We start from the raw sequence: 24158 nt of genomic DNA on the forward strand, positions 1-24158 counted from the left end.
CTCCTGTAAATATATCTTTGAATTTTATTACTTTCTGTCACTCTGACTGTGAAACGGCTTAAATTCCCGTCCGGTTCCTTTATAGAAACGGCTGAACATCTCATAGTATTCCAGACGCAGTACCTGGATACCGACGACCAGCCCTTCCAGTCCGCACACCAGCACATTTCCAAGCACGAACACGATCCAGTTCGTATGCCCCGCACTTGCGCCCGATAACATCAGCACAACCTCCATCATCGCCGCATGACTGACGGCAAATGCACCGATACGCACATAAGAAATGGTATTGGAAAAATAACTCAGCATCGTCTCGAACAGTTCGAAAAACGCCTGCACGAAGAACATCACCTTTCCCTCTTCCATCTTCTTATGCTGCTTTGTCACCAGATTGCCCAACGGTTCCTTGAATACGAACAAGAGCACCGGAACCCCCAGGAAAATTACCATCATAATATTACCCGGAACCTTATGTCCCGTCATATAAAGCACGATCGTCAGCACCAGGAATCCATAGAACACCAGCCCTGCGATTCCGTTGTGGGAAAATAACATATTTTCCAGATCATGACTCTTAACTGCGTTGATCACGTTAAAGATCATCACCAGGATATTCAGTCCCATACCAAATGCAATAGCTACCACGAATACCGTATTGAGCTGTCCGATAAACGGCAGGTTCGTCATCGCATCCACAGGTCTTAACCAGCGTGCCTGTATCACATCTTCAAATCCGAAGATACTTCCGAACATGAATCCAAAAAATGTCGAGAACAGTCCCGCAATGGATATGATCCCTGCCAGGTTGATCTTCTTGATCAGATACAAAAGCCCGCCGAATACGAACAGACATAAGCCCTGCCCGACATCCCCGAACATCGCACCGAAGATAAATGTATACGTCAGTGCCACAAACATCGTCGGATCTATCTCATCATTTGCCGGAAGTCCGTACATCCGTATGAACATCTCGAATGGCTTAAAGAATCTTGGATTTTTAAGCTTCGTCGGCGGTTCTCCGAAAAACTTCTCCTTATCTTCTTCTACAACAACGAATACCTTATCATCGTTCTTCGATTCCGCCAGGAATTTTTTCACATCTTCTTCACCCATCCAGCCACACAGGATGTAATAATCTTCTTTATTATCTCCCTCTTCGATCCTTGCCGCCAACTTACGTACATCAAAGTTTGTAGACAGTTCTTCCAGACGCCTTTTCGCACCACGGAGCTTTGCGGCATTCTTCGCCATCAGCTCCCTGATCTGTTTTTCTATCTCTGCAATCTCTTTTTGCTTTTCTTCGATTGCCTTTTCAAGCTCTTCACAGGCCTGCTCCGGTGTTCCTATGTACTCGGACGGAATTGCAATCCTTTCAAAATGCAAAGAATTGAATACCGAATCTACTTTACTGGAATCTGCATTCGATACGAAATAACATCCGTACACATAATTTTCATTCCTTATGCCTTCGATAAATACCGCATTCAAATCATCAAACAAATATTTTTCCAGACGTTTGTAATAATTCACATCTACCCGTCCGAACCGGACTTTCATATATTTATACTTTAATGATTTCTGCATATCCAGTTCCAATGTCCGGAACGGCTCCATGATCAGAAGCTTTTCTTTGTATTCCTCTACCTGTTTCTTCGTTAACTCTTTCTTTTCCACAAGATCCAGATAGTCATGATTGACATCCCGGATCAGACTCAGCATATCATCCTGGTTCATCGATGCATCGATTCGCTGGTCTTCATCAGATAACAATGCGTTAAACTGCTCTGCCTTCGCAAGCGGCTCTTTGTATGGATTGACTTCCACAAAAGGCTGCAGGTTGTCGGTCGTCTTAAGCTCCGCCGCCGCATTTTCAAGCTGCATCTCGTATTTGGACAGATACACCTCGCAGACACGGTCGATGTCATTCTTCGGTCCGCTGATGCTTAAGAACTTCATCTTAACAATCATTGATTCACACCTCCTAAGTATCCTAATGTCTCTCCCTTCGTCAAACCGTAACGGATACACTCAAGGGCTGTCGTTAGTTTATAGATTTCTTCTTCTTTCAGGAACAGATACGTATTGACGATCGCGATCGAATACGGATCATTCCTTTTATCGGTCAGGTACAATTTCCGCAGACAATCACGGTACATCTGTTCCAGTGTCTTATCTGCCTGCATATAATCATACTTTCCCGCATAGTACGTTTTTCCCACTTCGGTTTCGAACTGTTCCAGTGTCGGAGTCTCTACCAGGCTCTTGAACTCTTCCACACGAACCCGGTAATGAATCGGGATCGTCATCGAATAAATGTCCGGCGGAAGCATATGATAATACTTCTTCGCACGGTAGATCCACTGTAGATTCAGAAGGTCGATCTTCGTCCCGTAATCTTTTAAAAATATCTTCTGTTCATGTCCTTTCAGAACTCTTTTTCCCTTTTTCCACATGGTGGAAAAATAATACAGATCCAGTGCCAGATCATAATCAAAAAGCGTTCCCGCTCCGGAATCTTTAATTCTGGCAAGTGCATCATAATACTCCGTATCCCGTAAGTTATCCACAAGCTCATCAATATTTTTCGAAGTTATCAACCGGTCAATGGAAATCTGTGAATATCTGTCAAAAAACTCTTTCTTATATTCCAGGTCAAACGGCTTGTCATAATGATTGAACACAATTCTCAGACAATAATTGATCAGATCAATCTCATAACGTTTCCAGTATAATTTTAAAAATGTCTTCTGTTTCATTCCGGCAAAACGGAAGAGTCTCGAATAATCATCGAACAGAGACTGATACAGGATCTTCTCCACATTTCCCCTGTGATACAGAGAAATGTCCATCCGGTTCACATAAGGTGCATATGCCGTCTTGTCTTTCAGATATTCAATTGCTTCCGTTACTGTCCCAAGTCCGGCAATTGTGTCATAATCCTCCGCTGCCAAAAGCTTTGCCGACATTGCACGTACCTTTGTCGTAATCCCACTGTAAGCCATCACATTTCCCATACACTACACCTCGATCATATGTCTTACGATTTCCTCTGCATAAATCTCGTGATTTTCTTCATATTCCTGCTTCAGCGCATCAATTGCAGTCTGGTTCTTCTTCCGTTCCCGGTCCAGGACCTTCTCTACTTCCTGCTGCGACTTTTCTTTTATCTTCTCCAGTTTTTTCTGTGTCTCTTCTTCCAGGTCCCGGTCAAATTGATCTCTTTCTTCCTGTATCTGTCTTTCAATTTCACTCTTCTGCTGTCTGGCATGCTCTACGATCGTCTCCGCCGTCGTCTCTATTTCAGCCAATTTTCCAATTACAGAGTTCATAAGCCGCCCTCCTTTTCGCACATTTCACAACAAATAATTGTTATTTTTTTATCCATGTTATAATAATACACCTATTTTTTAAAATTGCCACAATTATTTTGTATATATTGTATTATTTCTTCTCAATTCTTCTGACAATTTCTGCTTCCATTGACTTTTTCCTGCACAGACGATAAACTAAGAACGATTTGCAAATCCAGTGATTATAAGGAGGAATACACGTATGCGTCTTAGAAATATACCACGTGCAGAGAGCGTTCTCGAAGCCTGCAAAGAAGTTGTGAAAGATCCGGAAAGCTTACGCGGAAACTGGAACCAGACGTTTAAAAAAGAGCAGCCCCTGCATATCGAGATCGGCATGGGAAAAGGTCAGTTTCTTCTGACCCTGGCAGCCAAAAACCCACAAATTAACTACATCGGCATTGAGCGTTATTCCAGCGTTCTGCTGCGTGCCGTTGAGAAATTCCAGGAACTGGAAGCGGAGGGGAAAGCTCCTGCCAACATCCGGTTCATCTGTATGGATGCAAATGACCTGCCAACCGTATTCGCCCCGGCAGAAGTATCACGTATCTACCTGAACTTCTCCGATCCGTGGCCGAAAGCCCGCCATGCAAGAAGAAGACTGACTTCCAATGAATTCTTCAAGCTTTATGACCAAGTCCTGACCGCAGATGGAACGGTAGAATTCAAGACCGACAACCGGCCGCTCTTTGACTTTTCAGTAGAAGAACTCGAAACTTCCGAACTTTTCGTTCTGGATCAGCTATCCTATGATCTTCATAACGACAGTACGATGAATCAGGGCAATATTATGACTGAATATGAAGCCAAGTTCTCTTCTATGGGCAATCCGATCTGTAAACTGATCGCAAAGCGCAGATAACATGCTGCAATATCCGAACTTATATACCGATCCTGTCTGCCTGCACTTCTTCCCTTTCCTTTCATATATTAATAGAAAGCATATCTTATGCTCCTGTTTCTTATGGGAAAGGGTGGAAGCTTATGTTACATCTGACGACACAGAACTTTGATATCTGCCGGATGAACCACTGGCAGTTTTCTTCCGATACACCGACAAAGGCTGGATCGGAGCATCCCACACTGGCTGTAGTCATGTTCTACGCTGTCTGGTGTGGAAAATGTGCAATGATGCGCCCTGTCATAGAAGATCTGGAAAAGAAATATCAGAAGAAATATTTCGGCAGCATCTGCTTTTTTGAAGTAGAGACCTCTGAATCCGCACTTCTTGCTGCGCAATATCAGACCGCTCTTCTTCCGTCATTTCTCATTTTCAAAGACCGAGAACTGATTGCCACCATGCAGGGAATGATACCGCAAAAGGAGCTGGACTCACGCCTGCAGAAGTTGTTGACTGTGCAGATGCGGACGCAATCTACAGAAAATCTTTAGAAATAGTTAATTTATATTTTCTAGGAAAACACATTGTTTTATGTTATATTAAAAAAGTAACAGGGATAAAAATATTTAATAAAAAGGGGGCATGGTGAACACACCACGCATTATGAAAAAATTTAAAAGAGCATTACCAGTTGCCATGGCAATCGTACTTGGATCTACTGCGGCACCACTGGTTGTAAGAGCAGATTCATCCAAAGTTGTAACACTTGGCGCCAATCTGACTGATTCACAGAAGAATTCTATGTATGAGTATTTCGGAACTTCATCTGACAAAGCAGAAGTCATCGAAGTTACCAATGCAGACGAAAGAAAATATCTGGAAGGAGTCGCTCCCGACGAACAAATCGGTACCCGTACCTACAGCTGTTCTTATGTAGAACCGACCACAAGCGGCGGAATCCAGGTAAAGGTTTCCAACTTAACTTATGTTACAAGCTCTATGATCTCCAGTACGCTTCTGACATCCGGTGTTGAAAACTGTAATGTCGTTGCCGCTTCTCCGATCGAAGTATCCGGAACCGGTGCACTGACAGGTATCATGATGGCTTATGAGAAAGCCACCGGAACAACTCTGAATGACGATCAGAAAGCAGCTGCAACCGATGAACTTGTCACCACAGGAGACCTGGCCAATAACATCGGCCAGGACAAAGCGGAAAATGTCATGAACGATGTAAAAAAAGATGTGATCGAGGGCGGATTAACGGATGCAGATGACATTCAGAATGCAGTTGAAAACGCTGCCAAGGATAACAACGTCACGCTGACACAGGAACAGATCGACAAGATCTCCGATCTGATGAAAAACATTTCCCAGTATGACTATGATGTCAAAGCTCTGAAGAATACATTAGATAACATTGACGGAAAGAGTGGCGGATTCTTCTCCAACCTCTGGAGTTCTATCAAAGGTATCTTCGGCGGCGATGACAGTTCCGATGGCGGAATCATTAACGGCACGGATGACAGCGCACTCGGTGATGATGTCGTAACTAACAGTACACTGGATTCTTCCGACAATTCTTCCAACAGCACAGACAGTTCAGATGCCGCTTCGGATGATACTTCGGATGACAACAGTGATGACAGCGGGTTCTGGGGCAAGATCAAGAATTTCTTCAAAGATCTGTTCGGTGGAAGCAATTCTAAGAAAGACGACACAGACAAGAGTAACGATGATGCCATTACAGAAGATAACTCTGATAACACTGATGAGCCGTCTGGCGACACACAGAACGATTCTCTGAACAACGATGCTGATTCTTCAGATGACAGCACAACAGACAACTCTGCTGATGATTCTTCATTGAATGACAGTACAGATAACCAGTCTGATAACCAGAGCAACACACAAAACAGCAGTGAATCCGATGCCTCTGGTTCCGATACTTCTGATTCCTCAGGCGACAGTTCTTCCAACTAAATACAGTCATTAATAAAGATGTATAGTAAAACGAAAAATGCCGGGAAGTTTCAACACTTCCCGGCATTTTTATCCGCAGGCATCAAAGTTTTTTGCCACTGACTTCATATAATTAAAACTCGAATACAGCAACTCCGTAAGGCGGCAATTTGTATGCGAATGAATACGGTCTTCCATCACATTCTTTCTTCTCCGCTTTGTATATCTTCTTACGATCTGCTCCGGTTCCGCCGTATTTCTCCTCATCACTGTTCAGGATCAGTTTATACTGTTTCTTTCTCGGCACTCCGACTCTGTAATCATCTCTTGCCATTGGCGTAAAGTTGCAGACGAACAACAGATTCTTCTTTGCACCTTTCGAATGTCTCATAAAGCTGTAGATACTTCTGTATCCGTCATCCGCATTGATCCATTCGAATCCTTCCCAGCTCTGATCCATCTCGTACATTGCCTTATGCCTCTTATACAGGTGTAAGAGGTCTTTTACCCACATCTTCATCTGCTGATGTTCCGGTTCGGCCAGCAGGAACCAGTCCAGTTCCCGTTCTTCACTCCATTCACGAAGCTGTGCAAATTCCTGTCCCATAAACAGAAGTTTCTTTCCTGCGTGTCCCATCATAAATGCATATCCAGCTTTCAGATTCGCATATTTATCAAATCCAAGTCCCGGCATCTTATTCAGCATCGAACACTTGAGATGTACCACCTCATCATGCGACAATACCAGAATATAATTCTCACTGTATGCATAACTCATGGCAAATGTCATCAGATGATGGTTATCCTTTCGGAAATATGGATCCAGTTTCATATATTCTGTGAAGTCATGCATCCATCCCATATTCCACTTCAGACTGAATCCCAGTCCACCTTCTTCTACATCTCCGGTAACCTGCGGCCATGCCGTAGATTCCTCTGCGATCATAAGTGCTCCCGGGTTTCTTCCAAGTACAACAGAATTCAGATGTCTGAAGAAATCGATTGCCTCCAAATTCTTATTCTCGCCATATTTGTTTGCAACCCATTCTCCGTCCTTCCGTCCGTAATCCAGATACAGCATCGAAGCAACCGCATCCACACGCAATCCGTCTATATGGAACTTCTCAACCCAGAATAACGCATTTGAAATCAGGAAGTTCCTTACTTCATTCTTTCCAAAATCAAATACTTTCGTTCCCCAGTCCGGATGTTCTCCCAATCTTGGATCTGCATATTCGTACGTCGGTGTTCCGTCAAAATCTGCCAGTCCGTGTGCATCCTTCGGGAAATGTGCCGGTACCCAGTCGAGAATGATACCGATTTTATTTCTATGCAGATAATTGATCATCCATGCAAAATCTTCCGGCGACCCATATCTGGATGTCGGTGCATAGTATCCGGTCACCTGATATCCCCAGGATCCGTCAAACGGATGCTCGGCAATTCCCATCAGTTCCACATGTGTGTAACCCATTTCTTTTATGTATTTGGTAATTGCCCTGGCAAATTCTCTATATGTATAGAATCCTTCATCTTCCCTTCCCGGATGACGCATCCAGGAACCAATGTGTGCCTCATAGACAGACATTGGCTCGTGCTTATGATTCCAGGTCTTTCTACGTGTCATCCACTCTGTATCTGTCCATTTGATATTCTCAATATCTGCGACCCTGGATGCTGTTCCCGGTCTTAACTCCGCATAATTGGCATATGGATCTGCCTTAAATATCTGTTCTCCCGAATAAGTCTCGATACAATATTTATACATCTGATCCTTCTTCACACCTGGTATAAAACAGGTATAGATCCCGAGCGGCTCTTCCCTCTTCATCGGATTTGCCTCTGTGTCCCATTCATTGAACTCTCCGACTACCGATACCGCCTGCGCATGCGGTGCCCACACTGCAAAATACACACCTTTTTGTTTTCCGTTCTGTACCAGATGTGCGCCCAGCTTCTCATAAATCTCATAATGATTGCCCTGTCCGAAAAGGTATTGATCCAATTCACCTATTTCATATGGTTTTTTCTTTTTTTCAGCCATAATTACCCCTCGCATTCTGCTGCATATTTATAAGAACATTATACTTTACAAACAGGCAAAAAGAAAGAGCTTTGACCGTTTAGTTTGTCAAAACTCTTTCAAAATCCGACCTGTAAATCCTGTTCTCGACAGCCTCTTACAGGTATTCGTTTTTGTTAAATTCTAAAGTCTTCTTCTTTCAGAATAATTCTGTCAGAATCGTCGGTTCCCTTGCCGAATACTCTTCGTGCAAGATGTTTTACATTTGCTTTCTGTGAATGTGAGATTGCTTCATCCATGATCTCTTTTACTTCAGCAACTGATACTGCATGATCTTCTCTCTGCATTACATCGATACGGCTGTACAGTGCAAGGATTCCCATCTCATCCAATTTGTATCCATTCTCTTTCGCATATGTCTGACCAAATGTTACCAGCTCATCATTGATGAATACCGGAAGCTCCAGCTTAGAACTGAACTTCTTCTTGAATTCCGGGTTTGCTGTCATCAGACGCTCCAAAGGTTTTCTCTGATCTTCCAGTACAAAGAGCAATTCTCCTGTCTTCTTCTCCATCAGATAATTTAACTCTTTTACAGTTCTCGCATTCAATTTTCCTGCATGCTCGATGATGATCGCTCCGCCGCGCAGCTTCTGAATAATATTCGTAAGCTCTTTCTTATTAAGAGATTCACCTGTAACGATTGCTACTTTACCCTGTTTCAGACTTCTCTGTTTCTGAATTGCTTTTACAATATCAACCGCAAGGACTGTCTTACCAGATCCTTTTCTACCAATCACAAGAAGGTTTCCTGTCTTGGATGTTCCTTCTCTCTGTGCCCTTCTGTCGTTATCAAGCACTTCAACGATCTGTTCGCTCATTCCTCTCACCGGTACAAAATATGAGAACAGCTTCTTCTGTTCTTCTGTAAGTCCGGCTTTCAGACCGATCTCACTCGTAGCACTCAGATCATATCTTCCGGTTACAACAAATCCTGTATCGAACGGAACACCGCCTTTAGATTTCTTGATTCTTGCTTGAATCTCTTCCTCTGATGGCTCTTCGATTTCTAACTCTTCATCCGCTTCTTCGTCGTCTTCAATCTCTAAGTCTTCGTCATCAAAATCTGTCTCTTCTTCGTCTACATCTGCAAAATCATCGTCGAAGTCTTCTTCTTCGTCCTCTACATCCGCAAAATCAGCATCGAAGTCTTCTTCTTCAAAATCGGCTTCTTCAAAGTCTTCATCCTCAAAGTCTTCCTCTTCAAAATCAGCTTCTTCAAAGTCTTCATCCTCAAAGTCTTCTTCTTCGAAATCAGCTTCTTCTTCGTCCTCTTCTTCGAAGTCTTCTTCTTCGAAATCAGCTTCTTCAAAGTCTTCATCCTCAAAGTCTTCCTCTTCAAAATCAGCTTCTTCAAAGTCCTCATCTTCAAAGTCTTCATCCTCAAAGTCTTCCTCTTCGAAATCAGCTTCTTCTTCGTCCTCTTCTTCGAAGTCTTCATCCTCAAAGTCTTCCTCTTCGAAATCAGCTTCTTCAAAATCTTCATCACCGAAATCGGCTTCTTCAAAACTGCTTCCACTCATATCGATTCCGCTAAGTTCTTCTTCGATTCCTTCAATGAAGTCTTCTTCCGTTTCCGAACCATCTTCAAAATCCTCTTCATAGAGTTCTTCTTCCGACTCTTCATTTCCCATTTCTTCCATCAGACGTACAATATCATCCGGAATTCTCTGTGTCTTGCTTATCGGTTCTGCCTCTTCCTCGGCCGCCTTTCTTGCTGCTTCTTCCTCGGCCTTTCTTCTTGCCTCTTCTTCGGCCGCCTTTCTTGCTGCTTCTTCCTCGGCCTTTCTTCTTGCCTCTTCTTCGGCCGCTTTTCTTGCTGCTTCTTCCTCGGCTTTTCTTCTTGCCTCTTCTTCGGCCGCTTTTCTTGCTGCTTCTTCCTCGGCTTTTCTTCTTGCTTCTTCTTCCTCAGCTTTTCTTCTTGCTTCTTCTTCGGCTGCCTTTCTTGCTGCTTCTTCCTCGGCTTTTCTTCTTGCCTCAGCTTCTGCCGCTTTTCTCTCAACTTCTCTGCGTTCTTCTTCCTGGCGGATACGAGCCTGTTCTCTTTCTTTCTGAAGACGCTCTTCATCTTTTGCTTTCTGCTTCTCGATTGCTGCTTCGTGGTCTTTCTGTTTTTCTTCCCATTTCTGAAGAATATCATCGATCATCATCTGACCATTCGCCAGAATCTCATCTTCACGCTCTTTCATTGCTTCTTCTTCAATTGTAATGCCATTGGCAACCGCCATGCCCTGCGCTAAAGCTTCCTCCAAAGTAGCTCCCGTCACAACCTGTTTGATCGTTGATCCATGTTCTTCCGCAGCCTCTTCCGGTTCAGTATATACCGGTTCTTCTTCCACGACTTCTTCTGCAGCTTCTTCTACAATTTCTTCCTGCGGAATCTCTTCTTGTACAACAGTTTCCTGCATTGGTACTTCCTGTGGAATCTCTTCCTGTACAACAGTTTCCTGCATCGGTACTTCCTGCGGAGGAATTTCCTGAACTTCAGATTCATCAACTCTTTCTGTCACTGGCTCTCTGACCGGCTCTTCTTGTACGTCAACAGTCTCTTCTGTACTTTCATTATATTCATTCTCGTCATCCACTTCTTCCAGTGTTGATTCCGGTTGTTTCTCCGGTTCCGGTTTCTTCTTAACCGCTCCCGGACGGCTGTCATATTTTTCCTGCTGAAGTGGTGTCAGTGGCTTATACTTCATCTTCAGTTCCATTGCAAGGTATACATATTTTCCTTCACTGAACCACAAGATCAGATCATCACATTCTTCCAGACATTCTGCTGTCATTCCGGCTTCATCATACAATTTGGCAAGTTCATATGCCCACTTTTCAATATATTCCGCTTTTTTAAATTCTTCCAGTGCTGTAATCTGATCTGTCAGCGATGCCCCCTGTGTTCTCAGAATCTTATATTTTAAAATATACTGATTCGGATCTTTTGGTGCCAGCTTTACGAATTCTTCATAACAATCCGTTGCTTCTCTGATATCTTTGATCTTCAATGCCAGTGTGCCTAAACGATATACAATTTTTCTGCTTCCCGGTGCTCTGTCAAATGCCAGGAACAGTATATCTCTCCCCTTCTTAAACTCACCGTTATATTCATAAATCTCACTGACTGTATTGAGCATTGACGCATTCTTTACTCTTCGCCAGTCTATACCATCAGCAATTTCCTTTGCCTGCTGGTACTCCTTCTTTTCCAGATGATCAAGCATTTGCTCGGTCTTCACCCTATATTCATATTTATCCAATATTTCTCACCTCAAATGTTTATTTTAAAAAAGCGTATTTCCCTACAATTTTACTTATATAAGTTTATCATATGACCTGTTTATTGTCAAAATATCCCGCCAAATATGTTAAAAAAATATTACAAAAATTACAATTTTTTTATCCCTGTAAAATATCTGCCGGCTGCTCTCTGATATCAACGTAAAAAACAGCCATCATATTCTTTCCTATGATGGCTGTTACATATTCAATTTTATCATATTTAATTTTTATATCGGAGAATGATTTTTAATTTTTATTCCCTGTCGCCTTTGTATGCTTTCCGATGATCTTTTACTCATCTTCTTTGCACATTCATTCAAATCTACTATTCATGTTTCTTTACACATATTAATAATATCTTTAAATATGTGGTATTCTGTTCAATATGTCTGCAGTTCTTTTTATCGTCCGGTGTATATTTTCTCCGTCTGTTCTATTCTTCCGAATCTCCTCTACCGGCCTTTTATCTATTATAATAAAGGCTTATTCTCTGGGAACTTCTACCTGCCATACCACTAACATATTGATTCGATGATTCTACTGTGTCCATTGGATTAAGCCTCCTTTTCATAAATTTCCAATCAACGATATCTCACCGACATATGAAATATTCTTCATCCTTGATAAACTTTTCTTTTATCACTTAAGATATAAGCTAGAATTTATTATCTCATCTCTTCTACGATTATGATCCATATCCCCTTGATACCATTCTATAATCGTTATTCATCCATTCTCTTTCTCTACAATATACTTTACGATATTTGATATCCGATGCCTTACCAGATATTTCATATCTATATCCTGTATTTTTCGATTCTTAAACGAATTGAGAATTTATAATAAAAATACATCTTATAAAATATGTGATATTCAATTTTCAAGATTCCCTTTCTCGTCAGGAATTCTTTTTTGTTTATTTTGGATTTCCTTTGGATTGATTATATAATATCATTCGACTTTTATTTTGTCAATACTTTTTGCAATTAATTTTATTTATTTTCCGTTATTTCATTTTAATAGTTGAATTATCTGATTTTTCTTTCTTTATTTTAATGTTTACACAATACTATACATTTTCAAATCGTATGCTTTTGTTAACATCATACGCTTGCGCATGTCCAATTGTTAACCAGCTATCTTTTACAGTTGACATTTTATCCTGTTTATTTTATACTTCTGTTATATTTTGAGATAAAACTAAAGGAAAGGAGTTCTGCCATGTCATACGGCAGACAATTACCACTATGAACAACACAGTAAATAGCACAACAACGAAAAAGCTTTCCACCCGCAAACTGGTTCTGATTGCTTTGATGACTGCAATCACCTGTATCTTCGCTCCTATGGCGATTCCGATTCCGGTCAGCCCGGTACCGATCAGTCTTACCAACCTGGTGATCATGATCAGTATCTATGTACTTGGTTTTAGAGATGCAACCATCAGTTACATCGTATATCTGTTACTTGGTCTTGTCGGTCTCCCTGTATTTTCCGGTTTTACCGGTGGATTAGGAAAGCTTGCAGGTCCTACCGGCGGATACCTGATTGGTTTCATCTTCCTTGCACTGATTTCCGGACTGTTCGTTGATAAATTTCCAAAGAACAGAATCCTGGCAGTTGTCGGTATGATCATCGGTATGGCAGTCACTTATATCTTCGGTACAGAGTGGCTTGCGATCCAGTTGAAAATGTCATTCGTTGCAGCACTTTCTGTCGGAGTAATTCCTTATCTTGCCGGTGACGCAGTGAAGATTATCATTGCGATCATCGTCGGACCTGTACTCCGCAGCCGTCTGAGCCAGCTGCAGTAATAAAAATACACAGTATCGGAATTAATTTGGGATTTAATTCAGGAAGGCTATGGATACCCGAACCGGAATAAAGCTTGGAAAGGTGTTCCTGTTCAGGTTCCATCGGCGGGTCAATTCTAAAGGGGCAAAATTCTGCTAAAAGCAGGCTTTCAAAATTTGAAACTCGGCATACGCCTCAGACAGTCAAATTTTGAAAACCCAACGCAGAATTTTACCCCTTAAGAATTACCAACGCCTCTTTCACATTCACCGGAACGCCTTTCCAAGTTTTATTCCGTGTGTATCAAATGCCTCAAGAATGGCAAATGCGTAACCGTAGTGGCCTCCACCGGGTTATACTTCCGGGCATTTCATTTATTAATATCTGCTTCCAGTCACGACTTGAAGGAAACAATAGATAAGGATTATTGTGAATGTGGAATGCCGTTAGAAACAATTAGAGAGTCAGAAGCACCGTTAAAGAAACGAAGCGAACGTGTTTGAGGCGAACGCCGAGTTTGAGCGTAGTTCCTTTGCTTTTAGGTGATTCTGACTCTCTTAGTGTTTCTTATGGTATGGAACCTGAACAAGAAGCCTTATCTATTGTTTCCTTCAAGGACTGAGAGGCCGCTTCCCCGTTAATAAATTAAATCCCAATTTAAATTTATAATATGATATCTCCGCTTTTCACACCCGTATTCATATCATAAGCTTCAATAATATTTCCGCTGATCACATACAGCGTATCTTCTATATAGATTCCCCGGATTCCCTGAGATGTATTTCCATTGACTTCTTCTTGCAGGATTGTCTCAAATTTCCTGTCTGTCCGGTTGTATGTCAGCAGATAATAGCTTTCCCCATTCTGGCTGTAACCGGATAATCCGATTACGTTTTTCTCCGGATCGGCAAGCACCGATTTATAATCATATGCCGCATGGCTTCCGTACAGATCATCCAGCACAAGTGTAGATTCTTCTTTTACATCTGACCGGTCAGATATATCGAACATTGTTATTTTTACTCCTTCTGCCACGCCGGATTCTTCATCGGTTGACATTCCGATACCGAGCAGTCTGTCTTCTCCATAGAAATGCAGGTATTCGGAAAATCCAGGAATCTTTAATTTACCGAGAATCTTTGGCTTCTCCGGATCGGACAGGTCTACACTGAATAACGGATCGACCTGCTCATATGTCACAAAATATCCGGATTCGCCCATGAACCTTGCAGAATAGATGGTTTCGCCTTTTGCCAGATTTTCGATGGTACTGATCTTATCCAGTTTCTTATCCAGTATCGTCACCAGATTTTCGTCATTATTTGTCGTGAATAATCTTAAATTGCCCTTGTATTCATCCAGCGAAAAGGTATCATTCAGATAACCTTTTACTTTTCCCTGTGCTGCTGCCTTTAATTTCCCCTTATTATAAGAAATTTTTCTAAGTGTTGTCACAGTCTGATTATCCTGCTGCCACCCTGATTCATAATAGTAAATATTTTTTTTGCTGACATACATCTGACCGCCTTCAGATAGGATCGCTTTATGATCTGCCGTTTCATCCGGTTTACTGATATCCACGGAACTGATCACTTCGTACATCATTCCACAGTTTTCCGGAGGCAGGCAGATACTGCTTTGGCTCATTGCTTTGTCATTCACCATCGGTACATAGGTGACCGGTTTATCTTTAACCACATTACTTCCTGTATAATACTCACTGAACAGATACAGGTATCCGTCTGCCATGCGCGATGAATTGTAAGTACCGCTCTGTGTTACTTCACCTTCTTTTACCGGCTTTTTGATATCACTGATGTCATAGGTGACTGCCGCAGTTTTTGTCTGTTGCCGGACAGCTGTACCGACCTGCTTTTTATTATCTGCATCTGTACATTCTTTCTGACATACCGCCACCAGTTTCTTCCGGTCTGTATCTATATAAAATTCCTGGATCGTATATTCTTTTTCCAAAGTGATCTCATTGTATTTTTCCAACTGCCCTTTCCCGGCATCTATGATGTCGATCGTCCGGCCATTATCTTCCCGTACATACAGATACGTTCCATCTGTTTTTGCAATATCTCCTTCATCTACACCGGACTGCCGGACATTGGTCTGCGAATATCCGCCATCTGCGTCCATTGCTGCCGCTGATGTCTCATTCCCACTGCCTGCATCCGCTGCTGCCGATGTCTCATTTCCACTTCTTGCATACATTGCAATTCCTTCGTTACCTTGCGACTGTTTGATATATTTATAGATTTCATCATAACTTTCGGCTATCCTGATCTTCCTGCTGCCGCTGATCTTCCTTTCTGCATTATCTGCTGACACCCTTTTAGAGTCTGTCATTCCATGATGCAGGCTTCCATACTGCCACACTATGATTCCCGTCACAACTGCTACACAGGCTGCTGCAAGTCCGATCCGGTATGAATGAAAATGTTTCTTCTGCTTTTTCCCTTTTAGTAACCGATCTATATTTTCCGGTCTCAGACTGTCCGGTACCTCTGTGTTTTCTGACAATCGTGCAATCTGATCCACCATATCCTGTTCGCAGTATCCGTTCTGCTTTTTTTCCTGTTCATTCTCACGCCGCATACACTTCTCACTCCTTTCTTCCCTGCTCTGTTTCTCCGTAACTGCCTAACACACATTCCATCTTTTTAAGTGCCCGGCTCCGCTTCGATCGTACCGTGTTCGGATTCAGCCGCATCATTTCCCCGATCTCCTGACTGCAATACCCGCCGAATACGGATAATCCGACTAATATCTGTTCTTCTTCCGATAACACGAAGAATGCTTTCCTGACGTCCATTGCCAGATCATAATCCGGTACAACCGGCTGTTCCGGAAGTTCTTCCTCTCTTCCCGGCTCTTCTTTTAATGCCTTCTTCAATCTCTTCTTACATTTATTCGTCAGAATTGTAAATATCCAGCTGCGGAATGCTTCTTCTTTTTTTAATTTATGTATGTTCTCGTATGCCGCAACAACCGCCTCGCTCACTGCATCCTCCGCTTCCTGTGGATTCTTCATCAGGCACAGTGCGTAATGGTACAGATCACGGTAAACCGTTTCATACATTTCCGAGAACCTTTTTACACTGCATATCATATCGTAACCTCCCTCAGATATGAATCTGTTATTACTATTTTTAATCTTCCGGTAATTATTATAAATCCTATATAAATAAGAGTCATTTCCTACTCACATTGTTGCAGGTATTTTATCATATTATACAAGAATTTTCCTTATTTAGGCAGTGTCTGCATCTCCGAATAAGGAAAAACAGCAGGAAATCCGTGATTTCCTGCTGTATACATAAGTCCGAATGTCAGATCAAAATTTTCCAAAACAAAACGGTACCAAAAATAAAACATATTATCCTCTGTAATAATTGATCAGACATCCTTTCAGGATGATCTCTCTTTCGGCATCGGTCATATCACCAAGCTTCAGCGTGATCTCTTTCAGAGAATCTCCAACCACATAAGCCTTGATCTCGGCATTCTTATCTTCCACTGCTTTTCTGATCTCCGGCACGAAGATATAGTCGCCGTTACGGAAGCTTAAGTTCTCGTGATCTTCCTCCGTAACAAAAGGAAGCATACCCCAGTTGATCAGGTTCGAACGATATCTCTTGGTTGCATATTCGTTCGCAATATTTGCCCAGCCGCCGAGTACTTTCTGACAGGATGCTGCCTGCTCTCTTGCAGAACCATCTCCCGGTTTTACTGCAAAGATCGTGCTTCCGATTCCGAGATTACCTTTTCCTGTCTCCGGATATGTCTCGTGAATCTTATCCATAACCGGTTTCAGTTCATCTAATACTTCTAACGGACACTGTCCTGCTTCAATTGCTTTTTCAGCTTTCTGTACTTCCTTCGCACGGCCTACATAAGCAGGATCTTTTCTGGACAATGCAAATTCTGCAAGTCCCAGAGGGTTGGATCTGTAAGAAGAGGTCTCACCGGATGGAATCAGTTCATCTGTTGTGGTGACCGGATCATGGATCTCAGATACCACTTTCAGAAGTAAGTTTTCCGGAAGTGCTGCCATTGCAGGCCAGTCTTTGATATTTGGTCCGAACTTGATCTCTACCGATGGATCTGCTACACCATGGCTGTCAAAGACACGGTTCGCATAAATGTTCTTATCAAAATGATAAGTCTGTCCTTTATATTCCACATCCAGGTCAGTTGCAGGTGTAAGGAATCCCTTATTCGCTGCTGTTGCAGCGATGGAACGTGCATCCATAAGTGCAACCGATGCGATCTGTCCGCTCTGAAGTTTGGAGCCTTCACGGTTCGGGAAGTTTCTGGTTGAGTGACGGATCGAGAATGCGTTGTTTGCAGGGGTATCTCCGGCACCGAAGCATGGTCCGCAGAATGCCGTCTTCACGATCGTTCCTGCTTCCATAAGGTCAGCAACTGCTCCGTTCTTCACAAGTTCCATGTAGATCGGTGTACTTGCAGGATATACACTGAATGTAAACTCATCGGAACCGATATAATGTCCTTTGATGATATCTGCTGCTGCACAGATATTTTCAAATCCGCCGCCGGCACATCCTGCGATGATTCCCTGATCCACATATAACTGCCCATTTACAATCTTATCCTGCAGAGAATAGTCAACTGCTCCGTCGAGACTTACCAGTGCTTTCTGTTCTACATCATGAAGGATGTCTTTTAAGTTGGTTCTCACTTCATCGATCGTGTATACATTAGACGGATGGAATGGCATTGCGATCATTGGTTTGATCTCACTTAAGTTTACATATACCATACCGTCATAGTAAGCAATATCTCCCGGGTTGAGTTCTTTGTAATCTTCACTTCTTCCATGAATGTCATAGAATTCTTTGATCTTATCATCGGTCTTCCAGATGGATGACAGGCAGGTCGTCTCTGTCGTCATAACATCGATACCGATACGGAAGTCCGCACTTAACTTACTCACACCAGGTCCTACGAATTCCATCACTTTATTGTTAACATAGCCATTGCCAAATGTCGCACCGATGATCGCAAGTGCCACGTCCTGTGGTCCGACACCTTTCATCGGCTCACCGTCTAAGTAGATTCCGACTACCCCCGGCATCTTAATATCATATGTCTTATTCAGAAGCTGTTTTACAAGCTCCGGTCCGCCTTCTCCCATAGCCATGGTTCCAAGTGCACCATAACGTGTGTGGCTGTCTGATCCCAAGATCATCTTACCGCCGCCAGCCAGCATCTCACGGGCAAACTGGTGGATGACTGCCTGATGAGGCGGTACATAGACTCCGCCATATTTTTTCGCGCAGGTGAGACCGAACATGTGATCATCTTCGTTGATCGTTCCTCCGACTGCGCAAAGAGAGTTATGACAGTTCGTAAGTACATAAGGGATCGGAAATTTTTCAAGCCCTGAAGCCCTAGCTGTCTGAATAATTCCAACGAATGTAATGTCATGAGATGTCAGCTTATCGAATTTGATCTGCAGACGCTCCATATTTCCCGAGGTGTTATGCGCTGCCAGAATGTTATATGCCATTGTATTCTTTGCAGCTTCCTGTGGAGTCACATCTTTACCTGTTTTTGCAGCAACTGCTTCTTTTTCTTCCACAATCTCTGTTCCATTCAGTAAATAGACTCCCTTGTCATATAATTTCAGCATGTTTTGTCCTCCTACTATCGTATTATGAATATATTAAAATGTCTGAGTCCAGACATCTGCTAACCTGATTATTCTTTCATATATTTCATATGGTCTGCTACCATCATGGCAATCTTGAATGTCAGTGCATCGTCAAATACACGCACATCCAGTCCTGTTTTCTTCTGAATCTTCTCCAGACGGTACACCAGTGTATTTCTATGCACATACAGGCGCCTTGCCGTCTCTGATATATTCAGGTTATTATCAAAGAATGTATAAACAGTCGTCAGTTCTTCTTCTTCGAAAATATCGGCCTTGCCATCTTCGAATACTTCATTCAGGAACATCTCACAGAGTGATGCCGGAAGCTGATGGATCAGTCGTCCGATTCCGAGTTCATTGTATGCAAGGATCTTCTTCTCTGTATAAAACACTCTTCCGACTTCCAAAGCCATATCTGCTTCTTTGTATGATCTGGATACATCCTTTAATTCTTCTACAATTGTTCCATATGCCGCTCTTACACTTACCATGGCTTCCATATTCAGCGTCGTGACCAGCTCTTTGGCGATCTGTTCTACCTGCGGATAGCTGTCGGTAGACTGCAGTGACTTCACAAGAATAATATGTTTTTCATCAATTGCCGTTACGAAATCCTTTGTTCCCGTCGCATACAGACCTTTCAGAGTTTCCTGTACCAGGACATCTCCTTCATTCTTCGGTTCGATCACGAATACGACTCTCTTGAGTTCTGCCGGAATCTTCATCTTCTTTGCCTGATTATAGATATCAACCAGAAGCAGATTATCCAGAAGCAGATTCTGAATAAACCGGTTCTTATCCATCCGTTCTTTGTATACATAAAGAAGATTCCGAAGCTGACTTGCTCCCATACGTCCTGCCAGTTCCATGCCGTCTGCAGTTCCATGCAGCATCAATACATATACCGGATCACTGTCTTCATAGATGCGGAACATTCCCATCTCATCTAAGATCATCTCTTCCGGTTCTTCTTCGTCATCACGGAAATCCTGGATCTGGATCTCATACCCGGTCAGAGTCTCATTCGTTCTTACGAGACAGAACCCCTGCATATCCCATATTGCACAGTCAAATCCTGTAATCTCCCTGATATCCTGTGCTGTTTTGTGTAATATCTGATTTGATAACACGCATTGTCCTCCATTTCCTATCCGTAATGCTGTTCTTCGTGTTCTTTTGCATACTTGTATACATTTTAGCACGCTAACGAACTGCATTACGAATACATTATAGCAGATAATCATGCTTTAACAAAGCAAAATTTTATTGTCTGCTGAAAAAAACGAAAAGACCGGACGCTTTCTTACGCCCGGTCCTCTTATATTCATCTGTTTTTCATGATAATTGCGGCTCTTATACCAAGCCTTCATTACAGACTAGTTTGTGATTGTAACCTGTGTCTCTTTATCAAAGATATGGATCTTCTCAGCATCCAGAGCAAATTTAACAGTATCACCTGTTCTTGCTGTTGTTCTAGGATCCACTCTTGCTGTCATACTTGATCCTTCATAATCGAAGTATAAGAATACTTCTGCACCGAGCATCTCATATACACGGATCTTTGCTTCGATTACTGTATTTGGAGAAGCTTCGATGAACATCTGCTCATCGTGCACGTCTTCCGGACGGATTCCGAGAACAACTGTCTTTCCTTCATATCCGCCATCAATCAGCTTCTTCGCTTTTGCCGGTGGAAGCTCGATTTCTGAAGGTCCTGCTACCAGGTATACTTTATTTCCGACTACTTTACATTTCGCATCAACAAAGTTCATCTGTGGTGATCCGATGAATCCGGCAACGAACTGGTTGCATGGATAATCGTACAGAGTCTGTGGTGTATCTACCTGCTGAACAATACCTGCGTTCATAACTACGATTCTGGTTCCCAGTGTCATAGCTTCTGTCTGGTCATGTGTTACATAGATGATGGTTGTACCTAATCTCTGGTGCAGTTTAGAGATCTCGATACGCATCTGTCCACGGAGTTTTGCATCCAGGTTTGAAAGAGGCTCGTCCATAAGGAATACCTTTGGATCACGAACGATCGCACGTCCCATAGCAACACGCTGTCTCTGTCCACCGGAAAGAGCTTTTGGTTTACGGTCAAGCAGTGGTTCCAGATCCAGGATCTTAGCTGCCTCACGAACCATTTTGTCGATCTGGTCCTTTGGTACTTTTCTTAACTTCAGACCAAATGCCATGTTGTCATATACTGTCATATGTGGATACAGAGCGTAGTTCTGGAATACCATTGCGATATCTCTGTCTTTTGGCTCTACGTCATTTACTACTTTGTCCCCGATCTTCAGTTCTCCGGAAGTAATATCTTCCAGACCGGCGATCATACGGAGCGTTGTAGATTTACCACATCCGGATGGTCCTACGAAAATGATAAATTCTTTATCTTCAATCTCAAGGTTGAAGTCTTTTACTGCTTCAAATCCATTTGGATAAGTTTTGTTAATGTGTTTTAATGATAAACTTGCCATTGTTATAATCCTCCTGATTTATAATCGTTTTATTTCATTTTGTTACCTGTTTCGTTCTGATAAAAAGTATATAAAAAAAGTTCAACCTGGGTAATGCCCAAGTTGAACAATCTTTTTTTCATTTTCTATACAAGTTGACGAACGGAACGTTATTTAAAGTCAGGGTGTCTGTAACAGTGCCTGATAGACGTCTCTTTTCCCTATACCTCTGTCCTTTGCCACCTGTTTCATCGCAGCTTTCTTATCCATGCCCTGTCCGAGATAGAGTTCCATATGCTCTTCCATGCTCATCTCTTCCCATCTGGCTTTTTCTTCACTCCGGATCTCTTCCCTGCTTTTTCCTTCGATCACCATGACGCATTCTCCCTTCGGCTCCTGTACGTCATAATATGCCAGTGCGTCTTCTATCTTTGTGGCAAATACCGTCTCATGCTTCTTCGTCAGTTCCCGGCAGATACTGATGCGTCTGTTGCCAAGCGTCTCCCGAAGCGTCTTCAACGTGCGGACCAGTCTGTGCGGTGCTTCGTAGATCACCATTGTTCTTGTCTCATCTTTCAGTTCATTCAAGACAGCCTGTCTCTCCTTCTTATCCGTCGGAAGAAATGCTTCAAATGCGAATCTTCTCGTTCCAAGCCCGGATATCGTAAGCGCCGTCACACATGCGCAGGCTCCCGGAACAGCTGTAACCGTGATCCCGGCCTCCTGGCACATCTTTACCAGTTCTTCTCCCGGATCAGAGATTCCCGGCATACCTGCATCGGTGATCACTGCAATATCTTCACCATTCTGCAGGCGTTCCACAAGTTTGTGTCCTTTTTCAATCTTATTATATTCATGATAGCTGGTCATCGGTGTCTTAATCTCAAAATGATTCAGAAGCTTGATACTGTTCCTGGTATCTTCTGCCGCAATCAGATCTGCTTCTTTCAAAATCCGCACCGCCCGGAAGGTCATATCTTCCAGATTTCCTATCGGTGTCGCACATAAGTACAATGTTCCTGCCATCTCTTACTCCTCCATCTTATGCTCGCTCTTGTTCATCCCGTACATCTCAAGCAGTTCTTCTGTATAACTTCCATCCTTCTGATATACGATCAGTGGCGGCTCCACCTGCATTCTCGGATTTCCGCCTTTCATACCCTCGATCAGAACCATGTTCGGTTCTTTGTCTATATGCGGATATACCAGCCGCATACGTTTTGGCTCGATTCCGTATGCGCACATCTTTGTCATGATCTCCGGAAGCCGGAATGGCCTGTGGACCATGTAAAACCTTCCTTTGACCTTCAATAGTTTCGCACTTTCTCTTAATATATCATCCAGCGTGCAGAGTGCCTCATGTCTGGCAATATACAATGCTGTATTCTGATTCTTCAGTCCGTGGTCTCCGATCATGTACGGGGGATTGGTCGTAATAACTCCAAAAGAGGCGGCTCCGAATATGGATGCTGCCTCCTTGATATCTCCCGTTACAATGTCGATCCTCTCTTCCAGTCCGTTATGGCTGACGCTGCGCCTTGCCATATCTGCGCTCTCCTCCTGGATCTCCAGTCCTGTATAATGCAGGCCCGGATATTTAGCTTCCAGAAGGATCGGAAGAATCCCCGTTCCTGTTCCGAGATCCAGTGCTTTTTCGTGCTTTTTCACATTTGCAAATGCGGATAAAAGCACCGCATCCATTCCAAAACAGAACCGTCCCGGACTCTGGATGATCTCGTATCCTCTGATCTGCAGGTCATCCAGTCTTTCATTCGGAAGTAATTTAGTCATCATTTAACTTTGACGCTCCGTTCTTTTCTTCTAACGCCTTCAGTTCCTTCATCTCTTCTTTGGAAAGTCTTACGTCTTTCTTCTTACGTCTCGGCTTGAATCTCAGTTCTGCTGCCGGATACTCACGGATCTCTTTCTCGTCATTATCCAGTGTTACAACAACCTTCACCAGCTGACGGAGTACGTTAACAGACTGGACATCTCCTCTTAAGCCTTCCGGTGTTGTGACATGATCACCATTTGCCGGAAGATGGCTGTTCAGTTCTTCGTATGTCTCCTCTTCATTCGTCAGACAGCACATCAGTCTTCCGCAGACACCCGAGATCTTCGTCGGATTCAGTGAAAGGTTCTGCTCTTTTGCCATCTTGATCGATACCGGTGCGAACTCAGATAGATACGTATGACAGCAAAGTGGTCTGCCACAGATCCCGATCCCTCCGCGGATCTTCGTCTCATCACGCACACCGATCTGTCTTAACTCGATTCTTGTACGGAATACACTTGCCAGATCCTTTACCAGCTCGCGGAAATCGATTCGTCCGTCTGCAGTAAAATAGAACAGCACCTTATTATTGTCAAATGTATATTCTGCATCGATCAGCTTCATCTCCAGCCCGTGCTTATGGATCTTCTCCAGGCAGATCTTGAATGCTTCTTTTTCTTTTTCTTTGTTCTTTTCTTCTTTTTTCTTATCTTCGTCTGTTGCAAGACGGATCACGGATTTTAACGGCTGTGTGATCTTATCGTCTTCCACTTCCTTCGGTCCGGTGACTACAGAACCAAATTCCACTCCTCTTGCAGTCTCAACGATAACCTTATCGCCCGTCTCTACCTCCAGTTTTCCCGGCGAAAAGAAATAGATCTTTCCGGCGGTTCTGAATCTAACGCCTATTACCTTCGTCATATG

The 24158-nt window shown here is 42.9% G+C and carries 17 protein-coding genes; 4 read left to right on the top strand and 13 right to left on the bottom strand.

Features of this window, described 5'->3' with window-relative positions:
* Window positions 1-27 precede the first annotated feature (27 nt).
* From NKF87_RS13495 to NKF87_RS13505, 3 genes are read right to left on the bottom strand one after another with little or no spacing between them, the layout of a single operon-like run.
* Window positions 28-1968 carry a V-type ATP synthase subunit I gene (locus tag NKF87_RS13495; protein ID WP_117597638.1) on the bottom strand — a complete coding sequence of 647 codons (1941 nt, stop codon included), beginning with the start codon at window positions 1966-1968 and terminating at the stop codon, window positions 28-30.
* Window positions 1965-3014, bottom strand: coding sequence for a V0D/AC39 family V-type ATPase subunit (locus NKF87_RS13500; RefSeq protein WP_117597639.1), 1050 nt, complete (start codon window positions 3012-3014; stop codon window positions 1965-1967). The genes NKF87_RS13495 and NKF87_RS13500 overlap by 4 nt, the downstream gene beginning before the upstream one ends.
* Before the next feature lie 3 nt (window positions 3015-3017).
* On the bottom strand, window positions 3018-3329 hold the full coding sequence (locus NKF87_RS13505) for a hypothetical protein (RefSeq protein ID WP_117597640.1): 312 nt from the start codon (window positions 3327-3329) through the stop codon (window positions 3018-3020).
* A 223-nt stretch (window positions 3330-3552) separates the two neighbouring features.
* Here NKF87_RS13505 and trmB point away from each other — a divergent pair, with 223 nt between their 5' ends.
* From trmB to NKF87_RS13520, 3 genes are all read left to right on the top strand, one after another.
* Window positions 3553-4212 (top strand): tRNA (guanosine(46)-N7)-methyltransferase TrmB, encoded by a 660-nt coding sequence (gene trmB / locus NKF87_RS13510; protein WP_117597641.1) that lies wholly within the window; start codon window positions 3553-3555, stop codon window positions 4210-4212.
* Between the two features lie 122 nt (window positions 4213-4334).
* A complete protein-coding gene (locus NKF87_RS13515) occupies window positions 4335-4742 on the top strand; it encodes a thioredoxin family protein (protein ID WP_117597642.1) in 408 nt (135 codons plus the stop codon).
* A gap of 112 nt (window positions 4743-4854) precedes the next feature.
* Window positions 4855-6174 (top strand): DUF1002 domain-containing protein, encoded by a 1320-nt coding sequence (locus NKF87_RS13520; RefSeq protein ID WP_117597643.1) that lies wholly within the window; start codon window positions 4855-4857, stop codon window positions 6172-6174.
* A 112-nt stretch (window positions 6175-6286) separates the two neighbouring features.
* Here NKF87_RS13520 and glgB read toward each other — a convergent pair whose 3' ends face one another.
* Both glgB and NKF87_RS13530 read right to left on the bottom strand, forming a co-directional pair.
* Window positions 6287-8197 carry a 1,4-alpha-glucan branching protein GlgB gene (gene glgB, locus NKF87_RS13525; RefSeq protein WP_117597644.1) on the bottom strand — a complete coding sequence of 637 codons (1911 nt, stop codon included), beginning with the start codon at window positions 8195-8197 and terminating at the stop codon, window positions 6287-6289.
* 155 nt (window positions 8198-8352) lie between these two features.
* Window positions 8353-11451, bottom strand: a complete 3099-nt coding sequence (locus NKF87_RS13530) for a hypothetical protein (protein ID WP_117597677.1) — start codon at window positions 11449-11451, stop codon at window positions 8353-8355.
* 1305 nt (window positions 11452-12756) lie between these two features.
* On the opposite strand from NKF87_RS13530, the gene NKF87_RS13535 reads away from it, so the two are divergent.
* On the top strand, window positions 12757-13323 hold the full coding sequence (locus NKF87_RS13535; protein WP_117597645.1) for a biotin transporter BioY: 567 nt from the start codon (window positions 12757-12759) through the stop codon (window positions 13321-13323).
* A 643-nt stretch (window positions 13324-13966) separates the two neighbouring features.
* On the opposite strand, the gene NKF87_RS13540 is transcribed toward NKF87_RS13535, so the two are convergent.
* From NKF87_RS13540 to NKF87_RS13575, 8 genes are all read right to left on the bottom strand, one after another.
* Complete coding sequence (locus NKF87_RS13540) at window positions 13967-15907, bottom strand: beta-propeller domain-containing protein (RefSeq protein WP_253583710.1); 1941 nt, start codon at window positions 15905-15907, stop codon at window positions 13967-13969.
* A gap of 7 nt (window positions 15908-15914) precedes the next feature.
* Complete coding sequence (locus NKF87_RS13545; protein ID WP_118225694.1) at window positions 15915-16421, bottom strand: RNA polymerase sigma factor; 507 nt, start codon at window positions 16419-16421, stop codon at window positions 15915-15917.
* Between the two features lie 267 nt (window positions 16422-16688).
* Window positions 16689-18968, bottom strand: a complete 2280-nt coding sequence (locus NKF87_RS13550) for a hydratase (protein ID WP_253583711.1) — start codon at window positions 18966-18968, stop codon at window positions 16689-16691.
* Window positions 18969-19036: 68 nt separating this feature from the next.
* Window positions 19037-20122: a PucR family transcriptional regulator gene (locus NKF87_RS13555; RefSeq protein WP_118225692.1), complete on the bottom strand. Its 1086-nt coding sequence runs from the start codon at window positions 20120-20122 to the stop codon at window positions 19037-19039.
* Window positions 20123-20368: 246 nt separating this feature from the next.
* Window positions 20369-21481: an ABC transporter ATP-binding protein gene (locus tag NKF87_RS13560; RefSeq protein WP_028087022.1), complete on the bottom strand. Its 1113-nt coding sequence runs from the start codon at window positions 21479-21481 to the stop codon at window positions 20369-20371.
* A gap of 159 nt (window positions 21482-21640) precedes the next feature.
* Entirely contained in the window at window positions 21641-22486 is an 846-nt protein-coding gene (rsmI, locus tag NKF87_RS13565; protein WP_118225691.1) for a 16S rRNA (cytidine(1402)-2'-O)-methyltransferase, read from the bottom strand.
* A gap of 3 nt (window positions 22487-22489) precedes the next feature.
* Window positions 22490-23254: a tRNA1(Val) (adenine(37)-N6)-methyltransferase gene (locus NKF87_RS13570; RefSeq protein WP_028087024.1), complete on the bottom strand. Its 765-nt coding sequence runs from the start codon at window positions 23252-23254 to the stop codon at window positions 22490-22492.
* Window positions 23244-24155, bottom strand: coding sequence for a PSP1 domain-containing protein (locus NKF87_RS13575; protein ID WP_055283355.1), 912 nt, complete (start codon window positions 24153-24155; stop codon window positions 23244-23246). Before NKF87_RS13575 ends, NKF87_RS13570 begins: the two co-directional genes overlap by 11 nt.
* Window positions 24156-24158 lie beyond the last annotated feature (3 nt).

Origin of the sequence: Dorea longicatena, from assembly GCF_024168045.1 — a bacterium.
GTDB lineage: Bacteria > Bacillota > Clostridia > Lachnospirales > Lachnospiraceae > Dorea_A.

Excerpts from the sequence above, each read along its gene's own strand:
- NKF87_RS13520 (WP_117597643.1), top strand. The coding sequence starts at position 4,855 with ATGAAAAAATTTAAAAGAGCATTACCAGTTGCCATGGCAATCGTACTT.
- NKF87_RS13515 (WP_117597642.1), top strand. The coding sequence starts at position 4,335 with ATGTTACATCTGACGACACAGAACTTTGATATCTGCCGGATGAACCAC.
- NKF87_RS13560 (WP_028087022.1), bottom strand. The coding sequence starts at position 21,481 with ATGGCAAGTTTATCATTAAAACACATTAACAAAACTTATCCAAATGGA.
- trmB (WP_117597641.1), top strand. The coding sequence starts at position 3,553 with ATGCGTCTTAGAAATATACCACGTGCAGAGAGCGTTCTCGAAGCCTGC.
- NKF87_RS13500 (WP_117597639.1), bottom strand. The coding sequence starts at position 3,014 with ATGGGAAATGTGATGGCTTACAGTGGGATTACGACAAAGGTACGTGCA.
- NKF87_RS13545 (WP_118225694.1), bottom strand. The coding sequence starts at position 16,421 with ATGATATGCAGTGTAAAAAGGTTCTCGGAAATGTATGAAACGGTTTAC.
- NKF87_RS13570 (WP_028087024.1), bottom strand. The coding sequence starts at position 23,254 with ATGATGACTAAATTACTTCCGAATGAAAGACTGGATGACCTGCAGATC.
- NKF87_RS13505 (WP_117597640.1), bottom strand. The coding sequence starts at position 3,329 with ATGAACTCTGTAATTGGAAAATTGGCTGAAATAGAGACGACGGCGGAG.
- NKF87_RS13575 (WP_055283355.1), bottom strand. The coding sequence starts at position 24,155 with ATGACGAAGGTAATAGGCGTTAGATTCAGAACCGCCGGAAAGATCTAT.
- NKF87_RS13530 (WP_117597677.1), bottom strand. The coding sequence starts at position 11,451 with ATGCTTGATCATCTGGAAAAGAAGGAGTACCAGCAGGCAAAGGAAATT.
- rsmI (WP_118225691.1), bottom strand. The coding sequence starts at position 22,486 with ATGGCAGGAACATTGTACTTATGTGCGACACCGATAGGAAATCTGGAA.
- NKF87_RS13550 (WP_253583711.1), bottom strand. The coding sequence starts at position 18,968 with ATGCTGAAATTATATGACAAGGGAGTCTATTTACTGAATGGAACAGAG.
- NKF87_RS13540 (WP_253583710.1), bottom strand. The coding sequence starts at position 15,907 with ATGCGGCGTGAGAATGAACAGGAAAAAAAGCAGAACGGATACTGCGAA.
- NKF87_RS13495 (WP_117597638.1), bottom strand. The coding sequence starts at position 1,968 with ATGATTGTTAAGATGAAGTTCTTAAGCATCAGCGGACCGAAGAATGAC.
- NKF87_RS13535 (WP_117597645.1), top strand. The coding sequence starts at position 12,757 with ATGAACAACACAGTAAATAGCACAACAACGAAAAAGCTTTCCACCCGC.
- glgB (WP_117597644.1), bottom strand. The coding sequence starts at position 8,197 with ATGGCTGAAAAAAAGAAAAAACCATATGAAATAGGTGAATTGGATCAA.